Annotated in this window: 9 protein-coding genes and 1 pseudogene; 5 read left to right on the top strand and 5 right to left on the bottom strand. The window is 42.3% G+C overall.

All coding sequences use genetic code 11. The features are described 5' to 3' along the window. The first annotated feature begins 66 nt into the window (after positions 1 to 66). Positions 67 to 819 (top strand): annotated as a pseudogene (locus tag I8748_RS19620) (Uma2 family endonuclease). A gap of 1 nt (position 820) precedes the next feature. On the opposite strand, the gene miaA reads toward I8748_RS19620, so the two are convergent. Continuing rightward, positions 821 to 1,735, bottom strand: coding sequence for a tRNA (adenosine(37)-N6)-dimethylallyltransferase MiaA (gene miaA / locus I8748_RS19615; protein ID WP_198126242.1), 915 nt, complete (start codon positions 1,733 to 1,735; stop codon positions 821 to 823). A gap of 403 nt (positions 1,736 to 2,138) precedes the next feature. Here miaA and gyrB point away from each other — a divergent pair, with 403 nt between their 5' ends. The 3 genes from gyrB to rpoD all read left to right on the top strand — a co-directional run bounded on the left by gyrB (position 2,139) and on the right by rpoD (position 7,718). Then, complete coding sequence (gene gyrB / locus I8748_RS19610; protein WP_198126241.1) at positions 2,139 to 4,076, top strand: DNA topoisomerase (ATP-hydrolyzing) subunit B; 1,938 nt, start codon at positions 2,139 to 2,141, stop codon at positions 4,074 to 4,076. Positions 4,077 to 4,348: 272 nt separating this feature from the next. Beyond that, on the top strand, positions 4,349 to 5,044 hold the full coding sequence (locus tag I8748_RS19605) for a fasciclin domain-containing protein (RefSeq protein WP_198126240.1): 696 nt from the start codon (positions 4,349 to 4,351) through the stop codon (positions 5,042 to 5,044). A 1,501-nt stretch (positions 5,045 to 6,545) separates the two neighbouring features. Then, a complete protein-coding gene (gene rpoD, locus I8748_RS19600) occupies positions 6,546 to 7,718 on the top strand; it encodes an RNA polymerase sigma factor RpoD (protein ID WP_198126239.1) in 1,173 nt (390 codons plus the stop codon). A gap of 108 nt (positions 7,719 to 7,826) precedes the next feature. On the opposite strand, the gene I8748_RS19595 is transcribed toward rpoD, so the two are convergent. The 3 genes from I8748_RS19595 to gyrA all read right to left on the bottom strand — a co-directional run bounded on the left by I8748_RS19595 (position 7,827) and on the right by gyrA (position 11,538). After that, entirely contained in the window at positions 7,827 to 8,012 is a 186-nt protein-coding gene (locus I8748_RS19595; RefSeq protein ID WP_198126238.1) for a chlorophyll a/b-binding protein, read from the bottom strand. Between the two features lie 533 nt (positions 8,013 to 8,545). Continuing rightward, positions 8,546 to 9,010, bottom strand: a complete 465-nt coding sequence (locus tag I8748_RS19590) for a GNAT family N-acetyltransferase (RefSeq protein WP_198126237.1) — start codon at positions 9,008 to 9,010, stop codon at positions 8,546 to 8,548. A gap of 5 nt (positions 9,011 to 9,015) precedes the next feature. Beyond that, the gene (gene gyrA, locus I8748_RS19585; RefSeq protein ID WP_198126236.1) at positions 9,016 to 11,538 is read right to left on the bottom strand and encodes a DNA gyrase subunit A; all 2,523 of its coding nucleotides are present in this window, start codon (positions 11,536 to 11,538) and stop codon (positions 9,016 to 9,018) included. 227 nt (positions 11,539 to 11,765) lie between these two features. On the opposite strand from gyrA, the gene I8748_RS19580 reads away from it, so the two are divergent. Then, the gene (locus I8748_RS19580; RefSeq protein ID WP_198126235.1) at positions 11,766 to 12,170 is read left to right on the top strand and encodes a response regulator; all 405 of its coding nucleotides are present in this window, start codon (positions 11,766 to 11,768) and stop codon (positions 12,168 to 12,170) included. 202 nt (positions 12,171 to 12,372) lie between these two features. On the opposite strand, the gene I8748_RS19575 is transcribed toward I8748_RS19580, so the two are convergent. Next, positions 12,373 to 13,242 carry a tetratricopeptide repeat protein gene (locus tag I8748_RS19575; protein ID WP_198126234.1) on the bottom strand — a complete coding sequence of 290 codons (870 nt, stop codon included), beginning with the start codon at positions 13,240 to 13,242 and terminating at the stop codon, positions 12,373 to 12,375. Positions 13,243 to 13,505 lie beyond the last annotated feature (263 nt).

The raw sequence follows: 13,505 nt of genomic DNA, 5'->3' as shown, positions 1-13,505 counted from the left end.
TGGTTCGGAATTCTGTTTTGATAAAAACTAATCTAGAAATAACGCTATCAAATACTGGATAAAATCATGGTTGAGCAACTTCTAATCAATGATGATGATTACTATGTGCCAGATGCCAACCTGTTAATTACTGAAGATGATACACCTGTAGATAATTTCGCATCTGCCAAACAACAACGCCTTTTGGTTGGCTCTCTTTATAGTTCTTTACAAAATCAGACTTTTTTAGCAGCAGCAAATGTTGGCATTTACCATACAGATGGACATCCAGCAATTGTACCCGATATCTTTCTCAGCTTAGATGTCCAAGTACCTGCAAATTGATGGGAAAAGCAAAATCGTTGTTATATGGTTTGGCGATTTGGTAAACCTCCAGAAGTTGTGATGGAAATTGTCTCAAATAAAGAAGGTGATGAACTGACTAAAAAGCTGACAATTTATGAACATATGCGGGCGAGCTACTATATCGTATACGACCCCACTCAGCAATTAGGAGAGCAAATACTGCGCGTTTATGAACTCAGGGGAAGCCGCTATTTTGAAACTTCAGAAAATTGGTTAGAACAAGTTGGTTTAGGTGTAAATTTATGGCAAGGTGAATTTGAAGGTAGACATGATGTTTGACTACGCTGGTGCTACCAAGATGGAACTATTCTCACAACTGGAGATGAACGTGCTGAACAAGAAAAACAACGTGCTGAAGAAGAAAAACAACGCGCCGAACAAGCCCAACAACGCGCCGAACAAGCCCAACAACGCGCCCAATTACTAGCAGAAAGACTACGAGCATTAGGAGTTGAGCCTGATACTCTTAGTTAGCTTAGTTAGAATTGTCGAGAAAGTTTTGCACACGTTGCCAAACTTTCTCTAATAAATCAGGAGCATCTGCATCAAACCATGCAATTTGTGGATATGCACGAAACCAAGTGCGCTGGCGTTTAGCAAATTGTCTTGTATGCAAAACAATTAATTCTTTTGCTGCATCTAAGGAAATCTCCCCAGCTAAATATTGCTTGATTTCTTGATATCCTAAAGTGTTCAATAAAGGTAATTCAAAACCATATTTTTGACAAAGATATTCCACCTCAGCGACCAAGCCATCTGTTATCATTTGCTCAGTACGCTTGCGAATGCGTAGACCTAACTTTTCCACCTCACAATCCAAGCCAATTTGCAAAATCGGATAATCGGGTGGATTCTCCCCTTGCTGTTGTGAAATCGGAATCCCAGTTATATAAAATACTTCTAACGCGCGTAAAGTCCGCATATTATCATTAGCATGAATTTTGTTTGCAGCAACCGAATCAACTTGTTGTAACATACCATACAGTTGAGTTTGACCCAAAGATTCAAGTTGCGATCGCAATTTCAAATTCGGTGCAACTCTAGGAATTTTCATGCCTTGAACAATAGAACGTATGTATAAACCAGTACCACCAACCAAAAGCAGGGGTGCAGGGGAGTGAGGGAGCAGGGGGGAATTAATTAGGGCTTGTACTTGCTGTTGATAGTCTGCTACCGTTATTGTGTCTGTGGGATCGCAGATATCTATTAAATAATGAGGAACTAATTGTTGTTCTGCTAATGTTGGCTTAGCCGTACCGATATTAAACTCACGATAAACCTGACGAGAATCTGCACTGAGAATTACAGAATTCAACCGTATAGCCAAATTCAAAGCCAAGCCTGACTTCCCCGTCGCCGTCGCCCCACAAATTACAATCAATTTAGTCATTAGTCATTTGTCATTTGTCAGTTGTCAGTTGCGATTTCTCCCTCATCCTCTTCATCTCCCTCACCCCCCTGCTCCCCTGCAACCCCTGTATAAACTTCTCATAAAATTGCTCTCCAAACTCCACCAAAGCTTCTGTGTTAGAATTTTGGTGCTTTTTTACTTTTTTTGAGTATAAGCAATTTCAACCCCATTCATTAGCACAACTTTTACGAGAAATACTTATACATTATAAATTTCGTAATATGAGGCATTTCGCTGGAAAAACTTAAAGGGATACATACCATATATAAACTTCTTATAGAATTGCCCTACAGTCGTCAATAAGGCTTTTGTGTTATAATTTTGGTGTGTTTTTACTTTTTGCCATTGGGCGACTTCAACCCCACGCATCAGGAGAATTTTCATGACGAGCAGTTACAGTGCCGATCAGATTCAAGTTCTGGAAGGTCTGGAAGCCGTCCGCAAACGACCGGGGATGTACATCGGGTCTACCGGGCCGCGAGGACTCCACCATTTAGTCTACGAGGTGGTAGATAACTCTATTGATGAAGCTTTAGCGGGTTATTGCACTCACATAGAGGTGGATCTCAACGCTGATGGTTCTGTGACTGTAACAGATGATGGTCGCGGTATTCCTACCGATACTCACTCGCGCACAGGAAAATCGGCTTTGGAAACTGTGTTAACCGTACTGCACGCTGGCGGTAAGTTTGGCGGCGGTGGTTACAAAGTTTCAGGAGGATTGCACGGGGTTGGGATCTCTGTGGTTAATGCCTTGTCTGAAATTGTAGAAGTTACAGTTTGGCGCGATAAAAAGGTGCATACCCAGCGCTATGAACGAGGTGTTCCAGTCACCGACTTGCAAGTTAAGGCTTACAAAGAGGCTAGAACCGGTACTTCCGTCACCTTCAAGCCAGATACCCAAATTTTCACCACGGGTATTGAGTTTGATTACATCACCCTAGCAGGTCGCTTGCGTGAGCTTGCATATCTCAACGCAGGTGTCAAGATAACCTTTACAGACAACCGTTTAGAATTACTAAAAAGCGATACACCCAAGGTAGAAACCTACGAGTATAAGGGTGGGATCAAAGAATATATCGCTTACATGAACCGTGAGAAGCAGCCACTGCATGAAGAAATTATCTACGTGCAGGGAGAACGCAACAACGTACAAGTGGAAGTTTCTTTGCAGTGGTGTACTGATGCTTACACAGACAACGTGCTGGGTTTTGCCAATAACATTCGCACCGTTGATGGTGGTACCCACCTAGAAGGTTTGAAGGCGGTTCTGACTCGGACATTAAATGCGATCGCTCGTAAGCGCAATAAAATTAAAGAAAGTGAGCCAAACCTCAGTGGTGAACATGTCCGTGAAGGTTTGACAGCAGTAATTTCCGTCAAAGTCCCCGATCCCGAATTTGAAGGACAAACCAAAACCAAACTCGGTAACACTGAAGTGCGGGGGATAGTCGATTCTTTAGTGGGAGAAGTCCTCACCGAGTACTTAGAATTTCACCCCAGTATCGCCGACTCCATCTTAGATAAAGCCATCCAAGCCTTCAAAGCCGCAGAAGCCGCCCGTCATGCGCGGGAATTAGTACGGCGAAAATCCGTGCTAGAATCTTCGCCATTGCCAGGTAAATTAGCAGATTGCAGTTCTCGTGACCCTGGTGAATCAGAAATCTTCATCGTGGAAGGCGACTCCGCAGGCGGGAGTGCCAAACAAGGACGCGATCGCCGCACCCAAGCAATCCTACCTCTACGTGGTAAAATCCTTAATATTGAGAAAACTGACGACGCGAAAATCTATAAAAATAATGAAGTCCAGGCGCTAATTACAGCCCTTGGTTTAGGTGTTAAAGGCGAAGACTTCGACGCTTCCCAACTGCGCTACCACCGCATAGTCATTATGACTGACGCTGACGTAGATGGAGCGCACATCCGCACACTACTGTTAACATTCTTCTATAGATATCAGCGATCGCTCATCGAACAAGGTTTCATCTACATTGCTTGTCCGCCATTATATAAAGTAGAACGGGGACGCAATTACTACTATTGTTATAGCGATCGCGAATTACAACAGCGCATCGCTGAATTTCCCGACAACGCCAACTATACCATCCAACGCTTCAAAGGTTTGGGTGAAATGATGCCAGAACAACTCTGGACAACCACCATGAACCCAGAAACCCGCACCCTCAAGCAAGTGGAAATTGAAGACGCAGCCGAAGCCGATCGCATTTTCACCATTTTAATGGGCGATCGTGTTGCACCCAGACGCGAATTCATCGAAACTTATGGTTCTAAACTCAACTTCACAGACCTAGATATCTAATATCAAGCTAATATTAAATTACTCTGACTACTTTCACATGTAGTTCAGTTGGTAATTAATTGGTAATGAGTAAGTTAGTAAAAATCAACTTACTCATTACTTTTTTATATCTTTAATTCCCACTCCCTTCGGTCGTGGGGGCCCCGAGTTCCCCATTCCCAATTCCCCATTCCCCATTCCCAAATCTACCTCGTTAGGCTGAGGGACTACATGGCTAAATTCATTAACTATTGTCAGTAAATCTATATTTAGCAAAACTTTACGCAACAATTATGAAAGCAAGCAAAGGCGTAGTAGAAAAAGCATTGTTCAAGATGATTGCGATCGCTGGTCTAGTTGCTCTATCTGCTTGTGCTGAACCCAGAAGGGAAACTACAACAACAAATCTTCCTCCTGTCACCCAACCTCCAACAATCCCTACTGTAACGCCTCCCCTGACAACTACTTCTCCTGTTACTCCTAGTCCCGTCGGCACAACTGCCAACCGCAATTTAGCACAACTGGCAGAGTCGGCAGCAAGCCAAGGACAGTTTAAAACCCTAACACGGGCAGTCCAGGCCGCAGGCTTAAATAATCAGTTGACCACACCAGGGCCTTACACCGTATTTGCTCCTACTGACGCTGCTTTTGCTGCTTTACCAAAATCAACTTTAGATAACCTTTTAAAGCCAGAAAATAAACAGAAATTAGTGAGGCTTCTTGCTTACCACGTTATACCTGGGCAAGTTACCTCCAGCCAACTCACATCTGGACAAGTCAAAACAATAGAGGGTACTCCCGTCACAGTTAAGGTTGATAGTACTGGCAAAACAATCACCGTTAACGGTGCGAAGGTGACTCAAGCAGACATTCCAGCCAGCAATGGCATTGTACACATCGTTGACAAGGTAATTCTGCCACCAAATTTTTCAGGCGGCAGTGCCAAGACAACATCAACACCGTCACCAACATCGACACCACCACAGTAACTCAGCAAAGGAGAGCCTCCCTGGTAATAAGTAATACCAGGGATTTTTTTATATACTTTCTTAAACAATGAAAATTGTTTGATAGAATACATAAGTTATAAATTATCCAAGCTATTAATTTACCTGATGTCAGACAGCATAAAATTAATTTATTGTCAAGTACTTTTTCATACTGATTGAGTATTGTTTAGATTTGGCAAATTCGGCGGCGCTACAATCAGGTGCAAAAGTCCTAGTTTGTCAGTTCTAAATTGACTTTTCTTACAAGCTAGAAGAGCATTTGTTATGCTTGAAGAGCAAAACTCAATCTTATGTACCAAACGAAATGTTGAAATATCTTTCAAATTGAATATAACTAGACAAGCGTATTCTATTTAACAATTACCTCACGGTAAAACACTTTTTGTTAACTAGGTTGCAACTTCTCGCTGATATTTCAGCGGAGATTAAGAAAGCAAGTAACTTGCTAATAGCTCCACAAGATTAATCTGATAATGGCTATTGCTTTGCCTGTATCTGATAAATTTTTGCCTGAAGCGGGCTAATATCTATAATCTCAACTGTTAAATCCTTTCTAAATTGATTAAAATATCGTTGTATACAATAAGAACAGCTTGTCAAGTTTCATAAGGTTGAAATCTCAGCAGTGCGCTAATGTGTAAATAAGACTTAACCAGTTAACTTTCACTTGATCGTCATCTGCCTGATTCCGCCGTCACCTCAACTCCTTAGTTAAGGTAGCTGGCACACAACAGGCTAAAGATCTTAAGATAAGCATCACCACCCTTGCTGTATCTATCTGCGGGAATTCCCGCTCAACTCTTCGCAATGAGTCATTTATGAAGGAAATGTAAAAATGGGTGTATTACTTCTTCTTACCTAAGCTAATATAAAATACACAGTTTCTCAGTAATTAATGTTATTAAGCATACTAGAAATTGTGTAAAACTTTGTGGTTCCTTTCCAATCTAGTGTAAGAGTGCATGTATTCTCCTTCCAACGTCAAGATAATGCCACAGCAATTTCAAAAAGTTTTAGACAAAATTTAAGGGTATGACTACCAATTTCAATGGCTTTTTGCTAATAGTGGCTTTAACTTAGTTGAATGACTTAGTAATTACACACAAAAAGAGTGCAATTTCTGTGAAACAGGCTACAATCGGAAGAGTCTTGATAGGAAAATATGCCAAAAGTCATATTTTATTTGTATGAAGTGGTAGATTTTTTTTATTAAGACGAGTCTTTTTTGAGATGAGCCAGTTTCAAATTGTGTGCTGCTGCTGCACACAAAACTTTTGCTAAAGTGATTGAGTCAGCATTAACTGCAACTTTCTACACTTAGTAAACAATTCCTCTAAATATCAAAGAGGAACACAACTTCCGAAAACATCTCAGGGAAATTAGCCCAAAACCCTATTTTCGGTTATTAATTAGCTCTGTTACAAAGAGCAGTAAACACATCTTGAGTAATTGATTCTGCAAGGAGCATGAGGAACGCGGCATGAACCAGGCTAACAACGTACTCGAAAGCATATATCAGCCTGACCTAGAAATGATGAATCAGCCTGAACTCGAGTTAGAAGAACTCTTAATTGATGAAGAAGAGGACTTGCTGATTGCAGATGAAGGCGAAATTGATGAGTTTTTAGAGCCTCAGTCTGATGAGGACGACGCAAAGTCTGGAAAAGCCGCTAAGTCGCGTCGTCGGACACAAAGCAAGAAAAAGCACTATACTGAAGATTCAATTCGCCTTTACTTGCAAGAAATTGGTCGAATTCGCCTGTTGCGGGCAGACGAAGAAATCGAATTGGCGCGGAAAATAGCTGATTTACTGGAATTAGAGAGGGTACGAGAAAGACTTTACGAAAAGTTAGAACGCGAACCTCGCGATATTGAATGGGCAGAAGCAGTGCAATTGCCATTGCCAGCATTTCGCTATCGCCTGCATATTGGTCGTCGGGCAAAAGATAAGATGGTGCAATCCAACCTGCGCCTTGTGGTTTCAATTGCCAAGAAGTACATGAATCGTGGTTTGTCCTTTCAAGATTTGATTCAAGAAGGCAGTCTCGGTTTGATTCGTGCCGCAGAAAAATTTGACCACGAAAAAGGTTATAAGTTTTCTACATACGCTACATGGTGGATTCGTCAAGCAATTACCAGAGCGATCGCAGATCAATCTCGTACTATCCGTTTGCCAGTCCATCTCTACGAAACCATCTCGCGGATTAAGAAAACCACCAAATTACTTTCTCAAGAAATGGGTCGCAAACCCACCGAAGAAGAAATTGCTACTCGTATGGAAATGACCATCGAGAAGTTGCGGTTTATTGCCAAATCCGCCCAATTGCCCATTTCATTAGAAACGCCCATCGGTAAAGAAGAAGATTCTCGATTGGGCGATTTTATTGAGTCTGATGGCGAAACCCCAGAAGATCAAGTTTCCAAAAACCTTTTGCGCGAAGATTTAGAAAAAGTCCTCGATAGCCTCAGCCCTCGTGAACGTGATGTTTTGCGCCTCCGCTATGGCTTAGATGATGGACGCATGAAGACCCTTGAGGAAATTGGACAGATTTTCAACGTTACCCGCGAACGTATTCGTCAGATTGAGGCTAAAGCACTCCGCAAATTACGTCACCCAAATCGTAACAGCGTTCTCAAGGAATATATCCGGTAGTCAGTAGTTAATAATCACAACTAACAACTGACAACTGACAAATGAAAAACCTGGTAGTGTATCAGCACACCAGGTTTTTTATTTACAGGTCATCTTATATTTTAAAACTTAGAGAATACCCCAAAAGTGTAGAAAGCCTTGACCAGAAAATAGTTCAATCAAAAAGGCTGCTAAAAAGCCGATCATTGCTAAACGACCGTTCCAAATTTCTGCTTGGGGAGTAAAACCCCAGCGCCAAGCGTTGCGATCGTCAGTTATAGGGGTAGTGACTTTTGTTGTAGTTGCGTTTGTCATAGTTAAAAATGGGATGTAAATTTACAAAGAAGTATTGCTTTACGTAAACTAATATAACAATATTTTTATAGTTTGCAACATGTCTTCATATTTTTACTCCTATGGCTAGACATGAATAGTGGTAGATATTAGAGCCAGCTAGCTTTTACATCAAACTCTAGGTATAAATACCAAAAACTATATTTGTAAAAAGTTTATTGATAGTTATTATCAATAATCATAACAGCAAATGAGCCTTACTTGGTAGATAATCTCTGTCAAAGATTGATATTGATTGCAAATCATATATATTAGTTATATTGATTTTTAGTAAAAATTAGCATTAATGCAGATATAGCGAACTGTTGAGTATTGCTGCCAGATGACTAAGGAAAATACTTACTGCTCAATCAGTCTTGGCACTTACAGCACTTTTGAGGTAAATGAACCTCACCCCCAACCCCTCTCCTTACTAAGGAGAGAGGAGCCAAAGACGGGCGTTGTGTTCTATTCAAATGAAAATAGCTGTAATCTGGATTTTACTTAATTTTTCCTCAGTACCAAACAATTTCCATTTCTTTTGTAGTTAAGACAAAACCAAGCTTTTCATACAGAGGTTTACCATCCTTGCTAGCGTGAAGCCAAATGCGTTTTGCCTTAGTTTGTTTGACAAAGCTAATAATTTCTCTTAAAAGTGCTGTAGCAATTCCCTGGCCTCGCCATACTGGAACCGTGTAAACGTTCATCACATAGGCTTCTAAGCCTAGGAAATTGCCGTTATATGGAGGTCGTGTAAAAAGTACCAAGCCACTGGTGGCAACAATTTGATTTTCTACCTCAACAACCCAAGCTAAAAATTCACCTTGCGGCATTTTATCTAGCAGATACTTTCGGATTGCTTCTGCGATCGCTGCGGTATCGGTATCATTTTGAATGTCGCCAACCTCGCGCAGAAGAGCAAGGCGCAAGTTAACCAGCGCCTCTAAATCTGCTAAATTGGCTCGCCGCAGGTTAAACATTGTCTTCACTGTAAGCGGACTTCGGCGACGGTGATAATTTTTTCATCACGGTTGAGTTGGAGTATACTTTCACCTTTGACATCTTTGCCTAAGATAGGTACTGTCTCCACTCTTATCCTCACTACTCGCTCTTTGTTAGTCACCAGCGCCACTTCACCAGAAGCGGCTGTCACCATACCAGCTAGATTATCAGTTTTATTCGCGAATTTCAGCGCTTGTGTGCCTAAATCGCCGCGATTAGCTGCTCTTAATTGATTTGCAGGCATCCGCTTGGCATATCCTTCTTGAGTAACTAGCAACAACTGGTCATCTTTACCTACAGCCACACAGCCAACCATTTGCTGATTTCTCAATAGCCGGAATGCTTGTAAACCCATAGCTGTGCGTCCCATAACTGGTAGTTGTTCGTCATTGACTGCAAACCGCAACAAGCGACCACCGGAACTAGCTAAAATTAGATGTTGTCCTGTGGAGGCAAACTGGGTAAACGACAACTCGTCATCATCTTTCAGCTTCAAAATTGTAATGCCGCGACGAGTCAAGGTGGTAAATTCTTCCAAAGACAGGCGCTTAATTCGTCCTTGCTTTGTCAGCAGTATCATTTGCTGGCTGTCTAAATCTTCTGGCAGTAAAAAGCGGCTGATAACAGCTTCAGTAGTACCTTGAGCAGTATTGCTGAGTGTGGTAATTAACGGTGTTCCCCGTGGAGAACGTCCAGTAGTAGCGGGGATATCTCCTACACTCACAGGATAAACTTTGCCACCACTAGTTAATACCAACAACTCTTTGTCTGTGTCAGTTAACTCAGTTTGGATAATGAAATCATTATCTTGCAAACCATTTTCAATTTTCGGCTTTTTCCCTGATACCTGAATGCGGCGTACATACCCCCTTTGAGTAAACTCTAAAACTACTTCTTCTGCTGGCTGTTCTGATTTTGGATTGAGGATTTTGGATTTGGGATTATCTTCATCTTCTGCCTTTTTGCTTCCTTGCTCCCTTACTCCCCTGCTCCCCTGCTCTCTCTGCTCCTCTACTATCTTCGTCCGCCTATTATCGCTATACTTGCGCTTGAGCGATCGCAAATCTTTTTTCAGCGCCTTGAGTAATTCCCGGCGGTCACTCAGTAGCCTTTGCAACAAAGCAATTTGTTCGCTGAGTTCCTCAAACTCTCTTTGCAAGTTCTGCTGTTCTAAACTGGTGAGGCGGCGCAATGGCATAGCCAGAATTGCATCTGCTTGTCCCTCAGTCAATTCTAAGCGACTACAAAGGGTCATTTTTGCGGTACTACCATCGGCAGCTCGTCGTAAAATTTCGATTACCTCATCTAGGTTAGACAAGGCTTTGAGTAGACCTTCTACCACATGCAACCGATTTTCCGCTTTGCCAAACTCGTAAGTATAACGACGATTGAGCGTTTGTTCGCGGAAATTCAAAAATTCTTGTAACAACTGCCGCAAGCTTAACTGGCGGGGTTGTCCATCGACTATGGCTAAGAGAATCGCCCCAAAGTTAGTTTGCAAAGCGGTTTGATGATACAAATGCTGAAGAATTTCCTGCGGGTTAGTATCGCGTTTGAGTTCAATAACAACTCGCATACCTTCGCGATCGCTTTCGTCCCGAATGTCAGAAATTCCTTGCAAACGTCCTTGATTTACCAAATCAGCTACTTTCTCAATCCAGCCTGCCTTGTTAACTTGATAAGGCAATTCTGTAATCACAATTGCTGTGCGCCGCTTGCTTCCTCTACTAGGTGGAATTTCTTCTAAATTGGCGACTCCTCGTAGCACAATCCCACCTCTCCCAGTGGTGTATGCCTCCCGAATTCCAGCATCACCAACTATTTCGCCACCTGTGGGAAAATCTGGCCCTGGAATTAATTCCCATAATTTTTCATCTGGCAAATCCGGTTGGTCGATTAAAGCAATCAAGCCATCAACTAATTCCCCTAAATTGTGCGGGGGAATATTCGTCGCCATTCCTACGGCAATGCCAGTACAGCCATTGAGCAACAAAAATGGCAACTGAGCAGGCAATACACTTGGCTCTTGTTGGGAATTATCGAAGTTACCCACAAATTCCACAGTTTCTTCGCCAATTTCCGTCAGCATTCCCTCATGGCTGATGGGTGCCAGACGCGTCTCTGTGTAACGCATCGCCGCTGGTGGGTCATTATCGACGCTGCCAAAGTTACCATGTCCTGCCAGTAAGGGATAGCGGCTGGAAAAGTCCTGCACCAGCCTCACCAAGGCATCATAAACCGCTTGATCGCCGTGGGGATGGTATTTACCTAGCACATCTCCCACCACACGAGCGCATTTACGATAAGGTCTATCTGGTGTTAGTCCAAGTTCGTGCATAGCATATAAAATCCGCCGATGCACTGGTTTTAAGCCATCGCGCACGTCTGGCAACGCTCGCCCAACAATCACACTCATGGCATATTCTAGGTAAGACCGTTGCATCTCGGTGTGCAGGGCTGTTGTGATGACCTGTCCCGTTGAGAGAAGGTTTAACTGTTTTGCCATGAGTTTTTTCCCTGAATTTTAACTACACAAAAATCGATGTAATTGAAGATCGCAGCAAACACAGCATAACGGATGAAATGGGATTACTAACACAATCTTGATGGTCAAATAATAAAAAGCGGTAGTATTATCCTTGATGACGGGGATACACTTTGATTACTAAAAAGGAGCTAGACAATTGTTTTGCTCAGGTTGTAATCTCCCTCACCTCTATAAATAAAATTCTCATGAAAACCGTTTTGATTGTTGAAGACGATCTAATTAATGCTCGCGTTTTTTCCAAAATTTTGACCAAGCGGGGTGGCTTGGATGTGAAACACACCGAAAATGTGGAAGAAGTCATAAAAATTGCCCAATCAGGAGAAGCAGACCTGATTTTAATGGATGTTTCTCTCTCAAGAAGCGTTTACCAAGGTCAATCTGTTGATGGGATCAAGATTACACAAATGTTAAAATCTGATCCACAAACAGCAAAGTTACCTGTGATTTTGGTGACGGCACACGCTATGGAAGGCGATCGCGAGAACTTTCTCAAGCAAAGCGGTGCTGATGGCTACATCTCTAAACCCGTTGTAGACCATCAACAGTTTGTTGACCAAATCATGGCACTCCTCCCCTCAAACAACCACTAACAACTTACTACTTCTGTCACGAAGATATTCGCCCGCTCAGCTTTTCGGCGAATACCCTGTCACATAGTATATATGTACTATGAAATGGTAATATTCAGCAAGTGGTAAAAAATAAAGTTAGGAGTTAACAGTGTTGAGTTATGAGTTAAAGAAATTTATTTATTCAAAACTCCTAACTCATCACTTCTAACTCCTAACTTTCCTATTGTGTAGGCTGTGGTCTTCCCTGTTGCTCTAGAGCAGCTTGGATACTTGGTAGTTCTAAGAATTTTTTTGTATCAGCAAGTAAGCGTTGACCCCAGAGATTTTCCTTGAGGAAATTCAAATCTCCATAGCGCCCATCGATGCGGAGTGCGGCTTCTCCCAATTTGAGACTTTGTTGGCGATCGCCTTTGGTGTAAAGTGCCACTGCTAGGGCTAATAATGGTTCAGCGGCTTGCTGCTCAAGACTAACAGCAGTTTGCCATTGCTTAATCGCTCCTTCCCTGTCACCCTGCTCGTATTTGATTAAGCCAATGTTATTAATCGCCGGCCAGAATTTTTGATTTTGAGAGACTGCTTTGTTATACTGAGCGATCGCATCTGGCAATCGACCCAACATATAGTAAGCATTACCCAAATCAAACCACCCATCCGGGTCATTGGGTTTTAACTGTAAACCCGCTTGGTAATTGCTAATTGCTGCTTGATATTTTTGTTGTTGAAAATTAGCCGAACCCAAAGCAAATAGAACGTCGGCATTTTTAGGATTGAGAGATTGTGCCTTTTGCAATGCCGCTATTGCCGCATCATAATCTTTGGCTTGCAACTGCAAACCACCTAACAAAAACCACACTTTATCATTCTTAGGAGCTAGCTGACTGGCCAGTTTAGCGCGTGGCAAAGCCAACTCAAACTGTTGAAACTGTCCTAGTTGAGCTGCCTCTTGTGCTAAGCTCAACCCCTGCTTCTCCAACTTTGCTGCATCCAGTTGCAGTGTATGGGGTGTTAGCGCCTGTGCGTGAGCTGCTCTTGGCATACTCCACAAACTACAGACAACCATAAGAGAAATCAATCCAACGTGTTTAGGCACACTACCGCCTCTTAGCCACAACTCAAATAATCTTTCAGCTAGCTTAAACGATCTCCGCTCTAGACGAAAACCAAAGCTGATATTCGTTTAGCACTGGCTGCATCAATTACCTTAACCTAATTCACTAAAAAAGTGCGCTCGTGCTGAGTGCTGAGTTAGAAGTTAAGAGTGAGGAGTTGGAAGTTAGTTGTCAGTTGTCAGTTGTTAGTGGTCAGTTGTCAGTTGTTATTCACCCCATCTCCCCCATCTCCCTCATCTCCCTC

The organism is Amazonocrinis nigriterrae CENA67 (genome assembly GCF_016056305.1).
Classification (GTDB): Bacteria; Cyanobacteriota; Cyanobacteriia; order Cyanobacteriales; family Nostocaceae; genus Amazonocrinis; species Amazonocrinis nigriterrae.
Note: the sequence above shows the minus strand (reverse complement) of the source record. Positions and strands in the feature narration are given on the sequence as shown.